Source organism: Helicobacter zhangjianzhongii (assembly GCF_030249855.1).
Lineage (GTDB): Bacteria > Campylobacterota > Campylobacteria > Campylobacterales > Helicobacteraceae > Helicobacter_B > Helicobacter_B zhangjianzhongii.
Window position 1 is genome coordinate 43253 of record NZ_JANURN010000003.1, and the last position, 18019, is coordinate 61271.

General features: G+C 44.3%; 17 protein-coding genes and 3 pseudogenes. 17 read left to right on the plus strand and 3 right to left on the minus strand.

Annotated elements, in window-relative coordinates:
- Positions 1-144 precede the first annotated feature (144 nt).
- From NYG90_RS03540 to NYG90_RS03595, 13 genes and pseudogenes are all read left to right on the plus strand, one after another.
- Positions 145-3504: a helicase-related protein gene (locus NYG90_RS03540; protein WP_285264711.1), complete on the plus strand. Its 3360-nt coding sequence runs from the start codon at positions 145-147 to the stop codon at positions 3502-3504.
- Positions 3501-3974 carry a hypothetical protein gene (locus tag NYG90_RS03545; RefSeq protein ID WP_285256935.1) on the plus strand — a complete coding sequence of 158 codons (474 nt, stop codon included), beginning with the start codon at positions 3501-3503 and terminating at the stop codon, positions 3972-3974. Before NYG90_RS03540 ends, NYG90_RS03545 begins: the two co-directional genes overlap by 4 nt.
- Positions 3955-4188 carry a hypothetical protein gene (locus NYG90_RS03550; protein ID WP_285256936.1) on the plus strand — a complete coding sequence of 78 codons (234 nt, stop codon included), beginning with the start codon at positions 3955-3957 and terminating at the stop codon, positions 4186-4188. Before NYG90_RS03545 ends, NYG90_RS03550 begins: the two co-directional genes overlap by 20 nt.
- Positions 4185-7280, plus strand: coding sequence for an Eco57I restriction-modification methylase domain-containing protein (locus tag NYG90_RS03555; RefSeq protein ID WP_285264712.1), 3096 nt, complete (start codon positions 4185-4187; stop codon positions 7278-7280). Before NYG90_RS03550 ends, NYG90_RS03555 begins: the two co-directional genes overlap by 4 nt.
- Positions 7281-7473: 193 nt before the next feature.
- Positions 7474-8148, plus strand: a complete 675-nt coding sequence (locus tag NYG90_RS03560; protein ID WP_181814262.1) for an NYN domain-containing protein — start codon at positions 7474-7476, stop codon at positions 8146-8148.
- A 46-nt stretch (positions 8149-8194) separates the two neighbouring features.
- Positions 8195-8311: pseudogene (locus NYG90_RS10580) on the plus strand (class I SAM-dependent DNA methyltransferase); the annotation flags it as partial.
- 261 nt (positions 8312-8572) lie between these two features.
- Positions 8573-9151, plus strand: a pseudogene (locus NYG90_RS10585) (TaqI-like C-terminal specificity domain-containing protein); the annotation flags it as partial.
- 635 nt (positions 9152-9786) lie between these two features.
- Positions 9787-10106 (plus strand): annotated as a pseudogene (locus NYG90_RS03570) (type II toxin-antitoxin system RelE/ParE family toxin).
- Positions 10103-10369: a helix-turn-helix domain-containing protein gene (locus tag NYG90_RS03575; RefSeq protein WP_285256939.1), complete on the plus strand. Its 267-nt coding sequence runs from the start codon at positions 10103-10105 to the stop codon at positions 10367-10369. Before NYG90_RS03570 ends, NYG90_RS03575 begins: the two are co-directional and overlap by 4 nt.
- Before the next feature lie 49 nt (positions 10370-10418).
- Positions 10419-10553 carry a hypothetical protein gene (locus NYG90_RS03580; RefSeq protein WP_285256940.1) on the plus strand — a complete coding sequence of 45 codons (135 nt, stop codon included), beginning with the start codon at positions 10419-10421 and terminating at the stop codon, positions 10551-10553.
- Between the two features lie 116 nt (positions 10554-10669).
- Positions 10670-10936, plus strand: coding sequence for a hypothetical protein (locus NYG90_RS03585; protein ID WP_115012088.1), 267 nt, complete (start codon positions 10670-10672; stop codon positions 10934-10936).
- Complete coding sequence (locus NYG90_RS03590; RefSeq protein WP_285256941.1) at positions 10933-11055, plus strand: type II toxin-antitoxin system RelE/ParE family toxin; 123 nt, start codon at positions 10933-10935, stop codon at positions 11053-11055. Before NYG90_RS03585 ends, NYG90_RS03590 begins: the two co-directional genes overlap by 4 nt.
- An 8-nt stretch (positions 11056-11063) precedes the next feature.
- Positions 11064-11210: a type II toxin-antitoxin system mRNA interferase toxin, RelE/StbE family gene (locus NYG90_RS03595; protein WP_285256942.1), complete on the plus strand. Its 147-nt coding sequence runs from the start codon at positions 11064-11066 to the stop codon at positions 11208-11210.
- Positions 11211-11358: 148 nt separating this feature from the next.
- Here NYG90_RS03595 and NYG90_RS03600 read toward each other — a convergent pair whose 3' ends face one another.
- On the minus strand, positions 11359-11736 hold the full coding sequence (locus tag NYG90_RS03600) for a type II toxin-antitoxin system VapC family toxin (protein ID WP_285256943.1): 378 nt from the start codon (positions 11734-11736) through the stop codon (positions 11359-11361).
- Positions 11720-11998, minus strand: a complete 279-nt coding sequence (locus tag NYG90_RS03605; protein ID WP_285256944.1) for a hypothetical protein — start codon at positions 11996-11998, stop codon at positions 11720-11722. Before NYG90_RS03605 ends, NYG90_RS03600 begins: the two co-directional genes overlap by 17 nt.
- 629 nt (positions 11999-12627) lie before the next feature.
- On the opposite strand from NYG90_RS03605, the gene gltX reads away from it, so the two are divergent.
- The 4 genes from gltX to NYG90_RS03625 all read left to right on the plus strand — a co-directional run bounded on the left by gltX (position 12628) and on the right by NYG90_RS03625 (position 16531).
- Complete coding sequence (gene gltX, locus NYG90_RS03610) at positions 12628-13947, plus strand: glutamate--tRNA ligase (protein WP_285257088.1); 1320 nt, start codon at positions 12628-12630, stop codon at positions 13945-13947.
- Positions 13932-14396 (plus strand): hypothetical protein, encoded by a 465-nt coding sequence (locus tag NYG90_RS03615; RefSeq protein ID WP_285256945.1) that lies wholly within the window; start codon positions 13932-13934, stop codon positions 14394-14396. Before gltX ends, NYG90_RS03615 begins: the two co-directional genes overlap by 16 nt.
- Positions 14397-14608: 212 nt before the next feature.
- Entirely contained in the window at positions 14609-14893 is a 285-nt protein-coding gene (locus NYG90_RS03620; protein ID WP_115012092.1) for a YggT family protein, read from the plus strand.
- 12 nt (positions 14894-14905) lie between these two features.
- Positions 14906-16531 carry a lytic transglycosylase domain-containing protein gene (locus NYG90_RS03625; protein ID WP_285256946.1) on the plus strand — a complete coding sequence of 542 codons (1626 nt, stop codon included), beginning with the start codon at positions 14906-14908 and terminating at the stop codon, positions 16529-16531.
- A 381-nt stretch (positions 16532-16912) separates the two neighbouring features.
- Here the strand turns inward: NYG90_RS03625 and ispG are convergent, their stop codons facing one another.
- The gene (gene ispG, locus NYG90_RS03630) at positions 16913-18016 is read right to left on the minus strand and encodes a flavodoxin-dependent (E)-4-hydroxy-3-methylbut-2-enyl-diphosphate synthase (protein WP_285256947.1); all 1104 of its coding nucleotides are present in this window, start codon (positions 18014-18016) and stop codon (positions 16913-16915) included.
- Positions 18017-18019: the final 3 nt, after the last annotated feature.

Here is an 18019-nt window from a genome sequence, read left to right on the forward strand (position 1 = left end):
AAGCTAGCAGACCAAGCAGCCCTAAGCCCTAAAGCAAACCCCTATGCCAACTCCACTTGCACCACCAACAAACCTCCCAACACGCTAAAAAATCAATTCAAAAACGCCCTAGAAGACAAAAATATCTCCAATCTAGCCTTTCTTATGGGCTATTTTCGCGCAAGTGGCTTTATCCATTTGCACAATCTCATTATGGATTCTGGGGGCTATGGGCGATTTAGCTCTATCCGCTTGCTTGTGGGGCTTAATGTCGATGCGCTTGTGTTTGAGCTAGAGCAAACAAATGCCGATATAACGCGCCTAAATGACGCCAACAAGGCAAAATTCACCCAAGCCTTTATCAAAGCCCAGCAAAAATCCATACAAAAAGAGTCCTATGACAAGCAAGTGCAAGACTCTATCCAAGCCCTACAACACGCCCTAGAATCCAAGCAGCTAGAAATCCGTATCGTGCGGGAGAAAAACGCCCACGCCAAATTCTACCTCTTCTACTCCCAAGCCCAAAGCCACACCGATTCAAGCAAGCCACACTTCCAAGGCTCGCTGATTGTAGGCAGCAGCAATCTTAGCCACAATGGCTTAGAAAACAACTATGAGTTTAATATTCTCTCAAAAAACAGCGACAACCTAGCCTTTAGCCACTTTGAGTTTGAGAGTCTATGGGGCAGTGCGATTCCGCTGGATTCTAGCGATATAGAGAGGGCAAAAAGGGGGACTTATTTAGAGAAAATCCTAAGCCCCAAAGAGATGTATCACAAGCTTTTGCTTTGCCACTTTGGCGAAGTATTTTTACACACAGACTCCAGCATACAAGCCCTAATCGCTAGCGCGAACTACACACCATACAATTACCAAATCCACGCCGTGCAAGAGGGCATAGACAAACTAGAGCGATATAATGGCTTTTTCCTAAGCGATGTGGTAGGACTTGGCAAAACGCTCATCGCCTGTGTCATTGCCAAAAAGCTCCAGCTAGATAGCAAAATCACGGGCAAGATCCTCATCTGCGCACCAAAAGCCGTGCAGAAATCGTGGAAAAAGCATAAAAACGACTTTAAGATACTTGCAGAGATCACCACACACGATAGCCTACACAAGCTAGAAGACAAAGAGAGCTTTGAGCTTATCATCATTGATGAGAGCCACAACTTCCGCAATCAAGATGCCAACCGCTACAAAGAGCTGCAAAATCTCTGCCAATTCCCCTACACACGCACCCTGCCAAGCGGGCAGACCATCTCCACACGCAAAAGAGTGATCCTCCTATCCGCCACCCCGCAAAACAACTCCCCCACAGATTTAGAAACGCAAATCCACCTTTTCCGCAATAAGCGCGATACCACCATTGTAGAAAACCAAAGCCTAGAGAGATTTTTCAAAAAAATCAATGATGATTACGCCACACTTAATGCAAAGCGCAAAGAGCTTAACAGGAAGAAAAATGAAGACCTAGCCAATGGCTTACCCCCTTCTACCACAGCAGCAGAGATTGAAAACACAAAAGCCCTGCAAAAGCTAGGCGACACCCTACGCGAAAAGCTGCTAGCAAAGATTATGATCCGCCGCACCAGAGCAGATATACAAAGCAGCTATACTAAAGACAAAAATAAGCAAGGCTTGATATTCCCCGAGATTCTATCGCCAAGCGATTTGACCTACGACCTAGACTCTATCTCGCATAATCTCGCCACACAAACGCTACTTTTCCTAGCAGGCGAGCTAAATAGCATAGCCAAGCAATTTATAGGGGAGAAAAACGGCTACACCTACGCGCGCTACCGCATATACCCCAATCTCACCGAGCAGGGCAAGCAGAAGTTCCGCGCTGCCTATGGTGCTAAAAAAGATGATCGATTCTATAAAGACCAAGCTGCCCAGCTTGCGATATTTATGCAAAAGATTCTATTCAAACGCTTTGACTCTAGTATAAAAGCCTTCAAAGACACTTTAAAGAAGCAAATCCACTCTTATGAGCAAATGCTTAGCCAATTTCAAACAGATACAATCTATCTCCCCAAGCATAATGACAACAGAGAGCGGCTATACAGACTGCTAGATGAAGATAACGACCAAGCCTTAGAAGAGCTTTTAGAGCAAGGTAAGCTTCTAGCCTTGCACTCAAGCGACTTTCAAAAAGACTATGAAGAAAAGCTTAAAACAGATGAAAAAAATCTCAAAACCCTGCTTGAAAAATGGGAGCAAATCACCCAAGACCCCAAGCTTGATACGCTTAAAGACTTTTTATACTCCAAAGAGCCAGACCAAAAGATTGTGATCTTCACAGAAGCAAAATCAAGCAGCGAGTATCTCTATAGCCAGCTAGAGTCCCTCCCGCACTTACAAGGCAAACTCCTCCATATCCACAGCGACAACCGCGATGAGCTAGAATCTAGCATACGAGCAAACTTTGATGCCAACTACCCAGAAAATAAGCAGCAAAATGACAAGCGCATAATCATCACCACCGATGTCCTAGCAGAGGGCGTAAATCTCCATAGAGCCAATATCATCATAAATTATGATACCCCCTACAATTCCACGCGCCTTATGCAGCGCATAGGACGCATAAACCGCATAGGCACACCCCATAAGCAAATCCATATTTACAATTTCAAACCCACGCACTTTAATGACCACATTATAAACATCAATGCAATCGCCAGCCAAAAGATCCAAAGCTTCCACTACACTTTGGGCGAGGATTCTGCGATTTATGATGAGAGCGAAGAGTTTGATAGCAAAAAGCTCTTTAAAATCGTGCAAGACAAAGAGAAAGAGACTAGCAAAGACACAAAGTATCAAAACGACTTGCGCGATCTCTACTACAACAACAAAGCAGAGTTTGCTCGTATCAAAGCCCTCCCTAGCAAGTCGCGCTGCTTTATCCAGCTAGATTCTAGCTCCACAGATTTTAGCTCCACAAGCGCGCAAAGCTACGCCTACTTGAAAAAAGCTGTGAAAAACTTCGCCCCCTACCATATCCAAAAATCCCAAGACCTCTTAGAAGAAGCAGCCCCCAAGCCCTGCTTGTTTTATGAGCTAGCTGATTTTCTTAAAGCCCACATAGAGCGCAAGCCCTACAAGCCAAGCGATGATGAGCTAGCCCTGCACCACGCCCACACACAAGCCGCGCTAGATCACTATACCAAGCCAAGCTCGCCTACTTTGCCCTTTGCTAGCTCCCCAATTAGCCCTAGCAAGCAAGCCCACACCCTAAACCCCCAAGAGCAAAAAGCCCTATTCAAGCTTCGCCATATAAATGAGCTAGATTCTACGCTAAAGGCTAATCTTATCACCGCGGTGCAAAATGGCTCTCATCACAGCCTAGCCAAAGATATAAACAACGCCAAAAGCCTAGAAGACATTAAAGCCGTAGCCCACAACTACGGACTCACAATCCAAGCCCAAAGCGATGAGCCAAAAGATGAGCCACTAGAATCCACAGAGCTTGCAAAGCCAGATATTGAGCTAAGTATTTCTGCTTTCACAAAGGCGAAGCAATGAGAGCCCTAGAATCCCAAAACGGCTTTACAAAACAAGCCCAAAACCTAGAATCCACTTTTCAGCAAAGCTCCCACAGCACCACCGCAACTCCTAGAATCCTTGAAGAAGAAAATCAAGCTTCTCTGTCATTGCGAGCCGACAACGGCGGCGAAGCAATCCATAATCAAAAAGTGGATTCTAGCAAGCAAGCCCATTTCCTGTCATTGCGAGATTTTGCGCTAGCAAAATCGTGGCAATCCACACCACCAAAAACACAAACCCTAGAATCCACTTTTGATAAAACCGCCCAAAACTCGCTCTCCCTGTCATCGCGAGACTTCCGCAAGGAAGTCGTGGCGATCCATAGTAAAAAAGTGGATTCTAGTAAAGCCTATTCTGCTAACGCAGAATCTATGGATTGCCACGCGGACAAGTCCGCTCGCAATGACAGAAAAAACGCAGAGGCTGAAAATGTGTTTGATAGCAACTAGCAGGGCGAAAACGCCCAAAACGCGTTTGATAGCCAAGTCGCAGGCGGCAGGATTTGCCGATGATTTTGGTGGCTTTCAAGGCGGGGGCGAAGGGATTTACCTAAGCGGTAATGAGCAAGCCCCCGCCGCAGAATCCGCCAAAAGCGCGGCAAAGCCAACGCCCAAACCAAACAAAGCCAAATCCCAGAAAACCAACCAAAAGAGCAAACAATGACAACCCCCCTACAAACCTTCACCACCTCCCCCTACACCCTAGAGCATTTCAAAGACTTTATCCAGCAAGCTTTCCCACAAGCCCAGCTACTAGACTCCCCCACCACGCCCTACAAAGAAGGGCATATTATCCACGCCTACACCCCAATCTGCGATGAAATAGAGCTAGAATCTAGCCATATCCTGCAAGTCTATGCCTTTGAGACAAGCTCTACTCGTGCCAAAGTTACCCTACACCAAGAGCTAGCCAAAATCGCTAAAAATAACGCCTCCCATATCCTAGCGTGCTTCTACAACCCAAGCGATACAAAAGAGTTCCGCCTAAGCCTTATCACCACAGGCTTTGACTTTGAGGCTAATAAATCCACCCATAGCAACCTCCGCCGCCAGAGCTTCACTCTAGGAGACTCTATCCCCACCCACACCGCACAAAAGCAGCTAAAAGATCTCATAGACTCCAAAGCCAAAAGCAAAGACACCCTAGAAGAAGTCTTTTCCCTAGAGCCTGTTACAAAAGAGTTTTATGCGGAGTATAAAAAGCTCTATGACAGCCTATGCCAAACTCTCAACGCCTCCCCAGCCGTCATAAACGCGCTAAATGGCTACCAAGGCGTAAGCGGCGAGCAAGCCACCTCCGCCTTTGTCAAAAAGCTCTTAGGGCGCATTATCTTTCTGTATTTTTTACAGAAAAAGGGCTGGCTAGGCGTGGAGCAAGGCAAGCAATGGGGCAGTGGCGATAAGCACTTTTTCCGCACGCTTTTTGCTCGCGCTAAGAAGCAGGGGCAGAGCTTTTATGCCAAGCTTCTCTGCCCACTCTTTTTTGAGAGCCTAAACACAGAAAGAAAGGACGACTACAGCCAAGAGCTAGGCTGCAAGATCCCCTTCCTAAATGGCGGACTCTTTGAAGAAGCAAAGCTACCCGCCACGGAACACCACAGCTTTGATAGACATATCGCCATAGAGCAAGCCCTAGACAACACCCAATTTGAAGCGATTTTTGAGCTTTTTGACCGCTACCACTTCACCATAGAAGAATCCACCCCCGATAATGTCGAAATCTCCATCGACCCAGAAATGCTAGGCAAAGTCTTTGAAAACCTAATCGACTACAACAAAGACACAGGAGCATTCTACACGCGGCGACCTATTGTGCATTTTATGTGTAAAAACGCCCTGACTCGCTACTTGCAAATCCAGCTCCTAGGCAGCATAGCCCAAGCAGATCTAAGCGATTCTAGCGCGAAAGTGGATTCTAAGAAAACCGCCCAATGCCCAGAATCCACTTTTGATAAAACCGCTCAAAATGCAAGCGACTCGCACGACATAAAAGTAGAAAATGTGTTTGATAAAACACCGCAGGCGGCAGGATTTGCCGATGATTTTGTGGGTTGTCAAGGCGTGGGCGAAGGGATTTACCTAAGCGGTAATGAGCAAGCCCACGCCGCAGACTCCCGCAAAAGCGCGGCAAAGCCAACGCCAGAAATCAGCCAAGCAATCCATAATCTCATTTTCCACCAAGACCCAAGCCACCTACCCCCAACCACACAATCCCAAATCCTATCCCTCCTCCAAGAATGCACAATCCTAGACAACGCCATAGGCTCGGGGGCTTTCCCTATGGGGCTTTTGCTAGAGATTTTAGAAGCTATCCACGCGCTTTGCCCAGAGCTCAAAGAAGAGCAGCTAGCCAAGTGCAAACGCCAAATAATCGCCAATCAAATCTATGGCGTAGATATTGATGCTGATGCCATAGAGATAGCCAAGCTTAGATTTTGGCTCTCCATTGCCGTTGATGAGTCTAGCCCAAGCCCCCTGCCAAACTTAGACTTCAAGCTTATGCAGGGCAACTCCCTGCTAGAGTCCATCTGCTCTATCCCTGTGATAGAGAGCCTTGAGCAAGAGGAGCGCGATGGGCTTTTTGAAAAAAGAGAGACACACAGAGTCCAATCTCTCCCGCTTTTCAGCCGCGACCAAGCAAAAGACTTAACAAAGCTTTTCCTAGACTACTACGAGTCCCACACCCCCAAGCAAAAGCAAGCCCTAAAGCAAGAGATTCTAAAGATTATGCAAGATGTCTTCACGCAGCGCAAAGCCGATATAGACAGAGAAATACACTCCCTTATCAATGACCCAAAAGCCCAAGCCAGCCCAAAAGCCCAGGCACAAGCCCAAGCCAAATCCCTAGCCCTAGAAGACTTCAAAGCAGAGCTAGACTCCCTCTTGCACGACTATGCGCGCTATGACTTCCACACAGACAAGCTCTTCCTCTATCGCTTTTTCTTCGCTCCTGTGTTTGAGAAAGGCGGCTTTGACATCGTGATCGGTAATCCTCCCTATATCCGCCAAGAAAAGATCCCCCAAAAGCAAGAGATACTACAAGAGTTTGAAGCCCTGCGCCTAGAGCCGCAAGCCCCCATCAAGTTTAGCGACTCAAGTGCTGATATTTTCACCTACTTTTATGCCAAAGGCTTGGAGCTGCTAAAGCCTAGCGGGGTGCTAAGCTTCATCACTAGCAACAAATGGTGCCGCGCCAAATATGGGCAAAATCTACGCGAGCTGCTCCTACCGCGGCTAGATTCTCACTATGACTTAAATGGTATCAAAGCCTTTGAGTCTGCCACTGTGGATACCGCCATAACCACCGTGCTAAAGTCCCAGCCCCAAACTCTAAAGGATCAAGAGCCTAAGGAGGCAAAAGGATCTAAAGAGCCTAAAGCCCCTAGCCACAATCTCTACTTCCTAGCACTTAGTCAAAGTGGCGCGAGCCACCAAGCCCTGCTAAGCAGCAGCCCCTATCTCTCTGCAACCATCCACACCAAGCGCGTAAGCCTGCCTGCAAGCAGCCTAAGCGCAAGCTCCCTTAGCTTTGCAAATCCCGCCGCCCTAGCCCTTAAAGCTAAAATTGAAGCAATCGGCACACCGCTAAAAGAGTGGGATATTTCTATAAATTATGGAATCAAAACAGGCTATAACGAAGCCTTTATTATAGATTCTAAGAAACGAGATGAGATTTTAAGCAATTGTGATGATACGCAAGCTTCACTAAAGCCCTATCCACTTAGTCAATATGACCCAAATCTAGCTAGCGACTAGCCGCTCAAAGCCTTGCGTAAGCGATATTTAAGCGTGCTTTTGTGATAATCCCAGCCATAAAAGCACAGCTTAATCCCCCGAAGCATTGCACACCACTTAATTCGGTGCAATCAGGGATTAAGCTGTGCTTTTATGTTTATACTCTTTCCTTGATCTATGAAGAAGCACTATGAAACAGCACTTAGGAAGTCGTATGAAAAAAGTCGCAGTATTTATCGACTGGGAGAATCTGCGCCTAGACATTCACCATATCCAGCGCACGCATATCAATCGCCGCGATATTACTTTCAACTACAACAGCATTAGAGATATTACATTTCTTATCCATTCTTTTATTGACACAAGCGAAGATATTAGCAAAATCTTTTTCTACACGGCATTGCCACTTTCACAAGATGAGATAGATAAAAAAGCCAATTCTCTCCCCCAAGAAATTCAGAGTAAAATCACCGCCTATGCAAGCACTACAAGCGAGAAAATACGCAAAATACACAAGCAAGTAAGTAGTTTTATCAAGCATATTGCCTTTGAAGAGTATTTTGCGGTGCGATTAGGAGAGCTTAAAATCTCTGGTTTTGACCCAAATGGCAGACCCATCATAAGCCAAAAACAAGTCGATATGCTACTAGGGCTTGATATTTCCCACATCGCCTACCAAAAGCTAGCAGACAAAGTCATCATATTTTGTAAAGATACAGACATCACACCTGCACTCAAATGCGCCAGAGTAAATGGGCTAGAAGTCATCATCGCTAGTATAAAAGAGGGCTACAAAGTCGCTGATAAGCTTAGAAAACATAGCGATGTCCTACGAGAAAGAAGCCTAATCACTATCGCAAATAATCTCAAAGGAGTTTCAAATGACTAGCCCAAAGCCCATAATCGACAGAGAAAAAGGTGTCATATACTTAACAGAAAGGCAGCGCACAGAGCAGCTTATAAAGCCTATTTTGCGTGGCAGAGATATTAAGCGGTATAGCTATGAGTGGGCAGGATTGTGGATAATCAATACGCACAATGGCTATACAACTTGTCATACTGAGCGTGAGCTAGTATCTAAAAACATAGAAACTGAACTTGTCATTTTGAGCGATAGCGAAAAATCTAAAAATACAGAATCTAAAACTTGTCATACAAACCCTACCACTTGTCATACTGAGCGTAGCGAAGTATCTAGCATAGAATCTAAAAAAGATTTTTCGCCTTTTTCAAAGGCTCAAAATGACAAAGTAAAAAAGACTAAAAACGGCAATAAAAACAAACAAAGCGAAGTTTCTTTAGAAAATGACAAAAAACAGAAAATCCCACCCATTGATATAAACGATTATCCAGCCCTAAAAGCACATTTAGACACACATTGGGATAAAATCGCCAAAAGAGCCGACAAAGGGGAAACACCTTATAACCTTAGAAATTGTGCGTATTTAGAAGAGTTTGCAAAAGAAAAGATTGTGTATAGCGAGATTGTAAAAGAACCGCAGTTTTACTTAGATAACGGGGAGTTTAAATTTGGTAGCTTTTATGCAGAAGCAACGAGCTTTATCCTAAGTGGGAATGAAAACTTTAAACACTCTTTGCATTATCTTTTAGGAGTCTTGCATTCTAAACTTATCACTTATGCCTTTAAGGAATTTTATGCAGGTGGTGGGCTAGGTGAGAGTGGATATAGATATAAAAAGGCGTTTTTAGAGCGACTCCCAATTCCTAAAGTGGATTCTAAGACTGAAGCGGAGTTTATACAAATCGTGCAAGAGATACTAGAAAAGAAAAAAGTAGATTCTACTATCGACACACCGACACTAGAATCTAAATTAGACAACCTAGTCTATCAACTCTACAACCTAAGCGATGATGAAATAGAGCTTATAGAATCTATTGGGGGGGGGGTAATCATAGCCCTACTTCTCATAGCAGCCATTGATAGTAGGCTTCCCAACCTTACCAAACTGCTTATAGAAAATTTTGAGAAAGAATTATGCGAAGCCTTTAGATTCTGTGATGGGCTAAAACTCCCAAAAAGAGAGTATCAAGGGAAGATTTCGTGGCAACGCGTTACACAAGAGCCAAGTTTTATTATGGAATCTGATTATTACCTTTTAGATTCTATGGCATTTTTAACAAGCAAGTCAAAAGAGAGATTGTTATACATACTTGGATTTCTTAATTCTAAAACGATTTTTTATTATTTTAAAAATATAGGGCATTTATATGCTGATAAAGGCTTTTTGCTTTCTAATCAATATGTAGAAAAATTCCCTATCCCCAAAATCACAGAATCTAATAAGCCCTTGTGCGATGAGATTATAAAATGTGTAGAGCAGATTCTGTCATTGCAAGGCGAACCAGAAGCAATCCACAAAGACACCAAAGAGCTAGAATCTAAAATAGATTCTTTAGTCTATAAACTCTACAACCTAAGCAATGATGAAATTGCAACTATAGAATCCTAAGGCATTATAACTTTTATGTTATAATTTGCTTGGTAGCACAGAATAAGGGTTAGCAAATGTGGGAGATTGAAATCTATGATAAGAAAACTCAAAATACACTAGAGGCACTTCCTACAAGCATAAAAGTCCATATCTACCGAATCTTTGAACTTTTAGAATGCTTTGGTAATGAAGTCAAAGAGCCACATACAAAAAGTTTAGGTAATGGGTTGTTTGAGCTAAAGGGCAAGAGGGGATTGCTAGAGTGTTTTTCACATATAAAAAGCAAAAAGTTATCATAGTGTTTCACTGCTTTATTAAAAAATCACAAAAAACACCTAAAAATGAGCTACAACAAGCAAGAAAGATTCTATCTATAATAAAGGAGCAAGAATGACTTTCAAGGAGCTAAAGGCTAGAGCCTTACAAGATGATGAGTTTAAAAAAGAGTGGGACAATCAAAGTGCATTTTGGCAGATACAAAGGCAGCTTATACAAGCACGCATAGATTCTAATCTCTCGCAAGAGCAAATCGCACAAAGAATGCAAGTCAAGCAAAGTGCTGTCGCAAGGTTTGAAAAAGCAAGTAATGCAAATCTTAATACAATTATAAGCTATGCTAGGGCTGTGGGATTAAAAAAGCTTATGATAGAAGTGTAGGCTATATCCTAAGCGATGATGAAATCGCCACCATAGAAAAGGGGTAAAAATGGATTGCCACGCGAATTTTCAATCCGCTCGCAATGACAGAAATGCACTAGATTGCTTCACTGCGTTCGCAATGACAATAAAAAAGCGGATTCTAGCGACAATGCCCTTTTTCCGTCATTGCGAAGCCCTTTAGGGCTGAAGCAATCCATAAAAAACAAGCTAAATTCTCTTAACTAGGCTAATGGTTATTTTCTATAATTTGCTATATTTCCCAAGGAATAAGTAAAGAAGCCAAAAGGAGTGGAGACAATGATAGATTACAGCACTTACAGCGAGAGAAAACTACAAGGCGAGCTAAATGCCACAAGAGCAGCTATCTCAAAACTTCAAAGCCAAAAAGTAAAGCTAGATAAAAAGATAGAAAAAACCACGCAAAAAGAAAATGCTATCAAACAGGCATTGACTCAAAGGCTTATGCCAAATGATGAGACTATCAATGCTTTAAACAATGCCACAAGTATAGGCGTTTTTGATACCTTTGATGAAGCAAAAAAAGCTTTAATGAGCGATGATTGATGAGAAAAATCGACATCAAAAACACCTTTAAAAAAGATTACAGGAAAGTTTTAAAGCAAGGTTGGAGTGAGTGCGATATTGATGAAGTGATTAAGCAACTTGCAGATGATGATATTTAAACCCAGCATTGAGAGACCACCCACTAATCGGCGATTATAAAGACTTTAGAGAATGCCATATCAAAGACGATTTAGTAATTGTGTATAGGCGAAGTGTAGAGATTCTAAGCCTTTATCGCATAGGGCGACACCAAGATATTTTCAAAGGCTACTAATCAGCACAAAAAGTGGATTCTAGTGGATTGCTTCAGCGTTGCTAATGACAGAAATGCACGAGATGCCGCGCAATCGCTACCGCGCTTACTTGCAATGACAAGCTTTTAGATCTAGCGGCAATGCCCTTTCCCGCTCACTTGCGAGTCCTTAGCATTGATCCAAATCCCTATCAAAACTTAGCTTTTTATAGTGCTGCACTTTGCATTTAGCGCAAATAAGCGCATCAACAAAATCTATATGCTTATGCTCTATGATATTGAGCGTTTCAATCAATATGGCTTTATCTTTATTCACCACGCCTTCAAGGCAGAGGATAGTCTTTAAATCCTGCAAGACCTCAGCCTTATCAATCTTATAAAACTTTGTTAGGACAAAATACGCCTCCATAAGCACTTCGCTTAGAATCTCTGCTTGAATCTCGCCATTTTCTATCTGCCTAAAATACTCACTACTTACCGCCAAATGCTCATCATTATCGCCGATCAAAAAGCGGATAATGATATTTGTATCAATGAGATAGACCATATTTTTCTCCCAAAGCTTGAAGCAGAGCTTTTTGCTTTATATCTTGTAAATTTTCTAGGCTTTGCAAGGCTTTTTGCCCCCCTTGCACTTGATTTTTGTATTTGCCTGCAAGCTTTTTAGCGATAGAATTTTTCACTTGATTTACCGGATAGACAATCGCTAGCACCTGATGTTTCCTTTTATCCACAATCTGTATAGATTCTTTAAGGTTAGAAAAAATAGCCGTGTTTTTTTGAATCTCGCCAATGCCTACGCTAAGCATTTTTGCTCCTTTTATATAAAATACTTGGCATTATACATAAAGTTGTAAAACTTAGCCCCTGATAGTGTGGGTCTGTCTGCAAATACGCGAGATGCGCAAATACAAAAGTGGATTCTAGGGGGTGGGCGATTCAGTCTTGGGTGAGCAATTCACGCCATTGAAAAAATTTAGGGCAGTCACTATCGCCAAGATAGCTCCTACCCTAAATTTTTTCAAAGCACGCAAAGCCCCACCGTAAAGCGAAGCTTCTTTAGAAAACAAGCGACAGCGGTGCAAGGCGAAGCCGCAGCAGGTTTCTTTAGTAACTCTTAGAATCGTGCGGCAGTAAAGCAGGTTTTGTAAAGCAAACCAAGCTTTTTGAAGTAAAACAGGCTTTGTGAAAAAGCCCATTTTCTCTCACTCGCGAGCGAGTGAAGCGAGCGTGGCGATCCATAATCAAAAGTGGATTCTAGTGTAAAAGTGGATTCTAGGGGATTGCTTCAGCGTTGCTAATGACAAAAATGCACGAGATGCCGCGCAATCGCTACCACGCTTACTTGCAATCTTTAGCGATAGTAAGAGCATTAGTCGCTTTATGCTACAATGCGCGGCAGTTTCATTCACTATTTTACATCTCACAAAGGTTGTTTATGCTTCGTTTTGCCCCATCGCCCACAGGCGATATGCACATAGGAAACTTGCGCGCCGCGATTTTTAACTATATCCTTGCCAAGCAGCGTGGCGAGCGGTTTTTGATCCGCATAGAGGATACTGATGTCGCGCGCAATATCGCTGGAAGCGATAAAGAGATCTTGCAGATATTAACGCTCTTTGGGCTATTGTGGGACGATCTGGTCTATCAAAGTGGCAATTTCCCCTACCACAATCAGCTAGCCCAAAAGCTTATCGACAATGGCAAGGCATTTTACTGCTACTGCTCCAAAGACTTCCTAGAATCCAAAAAGCAAGAAGCCATAGCAGCAAAGCAGGCATTCCGCTATGATGATAGCTGGGCGGAGATCGAGAAAGACTCTGGTAAATCCCCTGTGATCCGCCTACGCAAATCCCTAGAGCCCATCACCTACCACGATAGTATCAAGGGCGAGCTACACTTCGCGCCAAATGAGCTAGATAGCTTTGTGATTATGCGAGAAGATGGCGTGCCTACCTACAACTTCGCCTGCGCGTGCGATGATATGCTCTATGATATTAGCGCGATTGTGCGCGGCGAGGATCATACAAGCAATACGCCAAAGCAGATTCTAGTCCATAGGGCATTAGGCTATGAAAAGCAGATAGAATACGCGCATTTGCCCATAATCCTAGGCGAGAGTGGCAAAAAGATGAGCAAGCGCGATAGTGCTTCAAGCGTGGCGTGGCTCTTGGAGCAAGGCTTCCTGCCAAGTGCGATTTGCAACTACCTAATCAGTATGGGCAATCACACACCTTATGAAATCTTTAGCCTAGAAGAAGCGATCGCGTGGTTTAGCCTTGAGAAAATCGCCAAAGCCCCCGTGCGCTTTGACCTAGCGCGGCTGCGCTTTGTCAATCACGCGCATTTATCGCGCCTTAGCGATAGTGATCTAGCGCTTTTGCTAGAGAGTAGCGATGAGTCTATGGGCAAGCTAGCTAGAATCTACCTAGAAGAAGCCAGCACGCTCAATGAGCTGCGCGATAAGATTAGCCCGATCTTCTCGCCAAAGGACATTAGCACGCTCTATGAGGGACAGGATTTTTCACAAGAATGCGCCGCCCTAGAAGAAGCGTTGCGTACGATCGCTGTCAATGCCCCACTAGAGTATGAGAGCTTCAAAGACCAAGCGATGCAAGCAAGTGGGCTAAAGGGCAAAGGCTTTTTCAAAGCCCTTAGGATTTTGCTAACAGGTGCTAGCCACGGACCGGATTTATCCAAGCTCTATGCGATTTTGCGACCGCATTTGCGGGAGGTTGTGGTGTGTGTGGGGAGCTAGCTTTGTTTGGTGGGGATTTGGCTTTACTAAAGAAGCCTGCTTGCGTGCCCCCGCCTTGCACCGCTTCGCTTGTTTTGCGCGATAAATCGTGGATTCTACGGCGCGGGCTTGCTCATTATCACCTAGATAAATCCCTGTGGGCGCGCCTTGAAAGCCTCACCGCAATGCTTAGAATCCTTAAAGAAGACAATCAGGGCGGTTTTGAAAAATCGCCCTCCTTTTCATTGCGAGAAAATCCGCAAGGATTTTTGTGGCGATCCACAAACCTTATCGCACTCCTAGAATCCACTTTTAGAAATTGCGGACAAAAATACAAAATGGATTCTAAAGGGCATAATGGATTGCCGCGCCTTGCTGTCGCAAGGCTCGCAATGACGACAAAAAAGTTTTTTCAAAAAGTGGATTCTAGGGAAATGCCAAAAATCCACAAACCTAGAATCCGCGTTTGAAAAACGCTTTAAAACGCCATAGGATTTTAAGATGTTTGACAAAAAGGCTCAAAGGTTAAAGAAGTCGCAGGCGGAAGGATTTTTGATGAAAAAGCGGGGTTGCGCAGCCTTTTGTGCGGAGATAAGCCTTGAGTGGCTATCGCACAAACAAAAGGCAAACTCCCCGCTTTTTCGCAAAAAGCCAACGCCACACTAAAAAAGGAGATGAAAAAATGGGAATTATCATTACCTCTATCGCCAATATGCTTCATATGCTAATTTGGGCATATATGTGGGTGCTAATTATTGCAGTCTTTCTTAGCTGGGTGCGTCCAGATCCTAGCAACCCTATCGTGCAGGTGCTTTACCGCCTAAGCTATCCGGTGCTGGATTTTGCACGCAGGAAGCTATATTTTCTTGTGTTTAATGGTGTGGATCTCTCGCCTTTAGCAGTGATTATTGGGCTGCAGATTTTGGATCAAGTGATTATGCAAGTGGCGTTTGCCCTAGCTCGCTAGCAAGGAGGGAAAATGCGTTTTATACTATTTGCTTTTTGTCTATGTGCCGCCCTATCTGCCAAGCCCTTGCTCACTCTAAAAGAGCTAGGATCCAAGCCTAAAGGCATTGCAAGGGATTTTTATATCTGGGAATTTATCAGCGATAAAGACACAAGCCTAGAAGAATCGCTTAAAGCGTATGATCTTGTGTATAGAGAGATCCCCAAGCTCAAATCCGCCCTGCAAGCCAAGGGCTACCACCCCAAGATACCCAAGAACATCGCCTGCGCCAAGCTCCCTATCACCGAGCTTGTAAAGCAAGATGAGCAGTGCATAGCCTTTGGGCTAAAGCTCTCCCAAGTCCCTACAATGCCCGCTAGTCAAATCACCACCTTGCAGCAAAAGCTAGCCAAAAGCCCAAATCTCCTTGCAAAAATAAAAATCCTGCGATCTAGCGATATAGCTCAAGCAATGTTTGCCGCAAATGCGCAAGTCTTTGCCGAGATTTTCAACGCCCTAACCTATCAGCAAAAGCTACAAATCTTTGCCAAAAGCCCAGATCCAAAAGCGATCCAAAGACTTGCCAACCAAAACGCCAGCTCCTTTAACCGCGTGTTGCAGCATATCATTTTGGATTCTAGGCTCCTAGCCTTTAAGCAAGCAATCGCCAAAGCAGACATCACCACTTCAGATAGCAACACTTTCTTCCTGCTAGGGATCAATGAGCTACTCAATGACTCCAAACAGCAAGCACTGCGGTATTTTGAGCGATCAAGAAATGCAGCTATTGATCCGTTTTTCAAAGATAGGGCGATGTTTTGGCAATACCTTGTAAGCGGCAATGTAGCGTTTCTGCACGATTTGCAGACAAGTAAATTTGTGGATATTTTTTCTATCTATGCGAATCAAAAGCTAAAAACAAAGCCAAATTACGAGATTGTATCAAGCTTTGATGGGCTAATCCTAAAAAAGCCCCCTATCAATATCAGTGATCCATTTGCGTGGCAAGTGGCAAGAGATAGTATCGGCTCTATCAAGGATATGACACGCTATGAAGAAGAAGTCAATAGATTCTACACGATTGATACCACTCCGCACCTAGCGCATTTCAGCAATCGTATCACTAAATATAGCGTGAATTACTACATTATGCCCTATGTGGATTTGGTGCATTGGCGCGATGATAAGCAAAAGGCGATGAGCCTAGCCATAGCCAAGCAAGAAAGCCACTTTATCCCAGCTCTTGTCTCGCGCTCTTACGCGCTTGGTATGATGCAGATTATGCCCTTTAACTTAGAGCCCTTTGCCAAAAAGCTTGGGATCAAACATAAGGTTACTTTAGAAGATTTGTTTAAGCCAGAGTTTGCCTACACCTTTGGGACGATGTTTTTAGAAGAGCTAAACGATGAGTTTAAGCACCCGCTTTTTGTCGCGTATGCGTATAATGGCGGTCCGGGATTTTGGCGCAGGACATTGGCGAAGGGGCAGCTATTTGTAAAAAATCGCAAATATGAGCCCTGGCTCTCTATGGAGCTAATTGCCAATGAAGAGCCTAGATTCTATGGTATGAAAGTGCTAGCAAACTACATCATCTATCAAGAGCTTTTGGGACATAAAGTGGATATAGAATCCTTGCTAAAACAAACCCTACGCTACTAGGGTGCAATAGATTCTAGCAAAGACTCTAGCCCTAGAATCCACTTTTTTAAAAGTGGATTCTAGGGAGTAGGCGATTCAGTCTTGGGCGAGCAATTCACGCCATTGAAAAAATTTAGGGCAGTCACTATCGCCAAGATAGCTCCTACCCTAAATTTTTTCAAAGCACGCAAAGCCCCACCGCAACTCTTAGAATCGTGTTGAAGTAAAACAGGTTTTGTAAAGCAAACCAAGCTTTTTGAAGTAAAACAGGCTTTGTGAAAAAGCCCATTTTCTCTCACTCGCGAGCCGATAAAGTCGGCGTGGCAATCCATAGCATAATCCTAGAATCCACTTTTTTAAAAGTGGATTCTAGGACTTTCTATCGCTAGTATCTCTCTATGGCTACTGCGCTTGGGCGCGCTCTTGTGCCATTTGCTCCACTTCTGCGACAAAGGATTCTAGGAGCTTTTCTTCTGGGAGCTTGCGTAGCACTTCACCCTCTTTAATGATCATTCCTGATTTATGCCCAAAGGCTATGGCAATATCCGCGTGCTTTGCCTCTCCTAAAGCATTCACCGCACAGCCCATAACGCTTACTTGCAGCGGCGTGGTGATATGGCTTAGTCGCTTCTCCACCTCTTTTACCATACTGACTAGATCTGCTTGTATGCGCCCACAAGTAGGACAGGAGATGATAGTGATGCCCTGCTTCTGCCGCCCGCTATATCGCAAGATCGCGCGCGCTAGGGCGATTTCTTGCTCTAGCTCGCCGGTGATTGAGCAGCGCATCGTATCGCCAATGCCCTCCATAAGCAGCCCCCCAAGTGCCATAGAAGACTTAATCGTGGAGTGAAACATCGTCCCTGCTTCTGTAACGCCTAGATGAAAGGGGTATTCCACAAGTGGGCGTAGCATTCTATATGCTGCCATTGTGCGCTCCACATCGCTGGCTTTGAGCGAGACTTTGAGGTTTGTGAAGCCAAAATCCTCTAAAAGCTTGATATTGTATAAAGCAGATTCCACCATACCCTTTGGAGTCGCGCCATACTTTTCTTCAAACTGCTTCTCTAAACTGCCGCCATTAACACCTATGCGGATAGGGATATTACGCGCATTGCACGCATCTGCCACGGCTTTGATCTTATCCTTTGAGCCGATGTTGCCCGGATTTATGCGGATGCAATCCACCGACTCTGCGGCGATAAGCGCGTATTCATAGCGGAAGTGTATATCAGAGACAAGCGGCAGCGGGGAGATCGCGCGCAAGTCTTTAAGCGCGTGGGCATCTTTGAGATCGCTTACTGCCACACGCACGATGTCCGCTCCAGCCAAAGCCAAGCGATCTAGCTGCTCTTTTGTAGCCTGTATGTCTTTGGTCTTGGTAAATGTCATACTCTGCACAGATATAGGCGCATCGCCACCGATAGCGACATTGCCAACTAGAATCTGCTTTGTTTTATAGCGCGGAGGAAGTGTGCTTGAAGTAGTGGTATTTGGCTCTAGCATAGT

Coding starts and splice junctions, on each gene's coding strand:
- NYG90_RS03540 (WP_285264711.1), top strand. CDS start 145: ATGGGCTATTTTCGCGCAAGTGGCTTTATCCATTTGCACAATCTCATT.
- NYG90_RS03545 (WP_285256935.1), top strand. CDS start 3,501: ATGAGAGCCCTAGAATCCCAAAACGGCTTTACAAAACAAGCCCAAAAC.
- NYG90_RS03550 (WP_285256936.1), top strand. CDS start 3,955: ATGTGTTTGATAGCAACTAGCAGGGCGAAAACGCCCAAAACGCGTTTG.
- NYG90_RS03555 (WP_285264712.1), top strand. CDS start 4,185: ATGACAACCCCCCTACAAACCTTCACCACCTCCCCCTACACCCTAGAG.
- NYG90_RS03560 (WP_181814262.1), top strand. CDS start 7,474: ATGAAAAAAGTCGCAGTATTTATCGACTGGGAGAATCTGCGCCTAGAC.
- NYG90_RS03575 (WP_285256939.1), top strand. CDS start 10,103: ATGACTTTCAAGGAGCTAAAGGCTAGAGCCTTACAAGATGATGAGTTT.
- NYG90_RS03580 (WP_285256940.1), top strand. CDS start 10,419: ATGGATTGCCACGCGAATTTTCAATCCGCTCGCAATGACAGAAATGCA.
- NYG90_RS03585 (WP_115012088.1), top strand. CDS start 10,670: ATGATAGATTACAGCACTTACAGCGAGAGAAAACTACAAGGCGAGCTA.
- NYG90_RS03600 (WP_285256943.1), bottom strand. CDS start 11,736: ATGGTCTATCTCATTGATACAAATATCATTATCCGCTTTTTGATCGGC.
- NYG90_RS03605 (WP_285256944.1), bottom strand. CDS start 11,998: ATGCTTAGCGTAGGCATTGGCGAGATTCAAAAAAACACGGCTATTTTT.
- gltX (WP_285257088.1), top strand. CDS start 12,628: ATGCTTCGTTTTGCCCCATCGCCCACAGGCGATATGCACATAGGAAAC.
- NYG90_RS03620 (WP_115012092.1), top strand. CDS start 14,609: ATGGGAATTATCATTACCTCTATCGCCAATATGCTTCATATGCTAATT.
- NYG90_RS03625 (WP_285256946.1), top strand. CDS start 14,906: ATGCGTTTTATACTATTTGCTTTTTGTCTATGTGCCGCCCTATCTGCC.
- ispG (WP_285256947.1), bottom strand. CDS start 18,016: ATGCTAGAGCCAAATACCACTACTTCAAGCACACTTCCTCCGCGCTAT.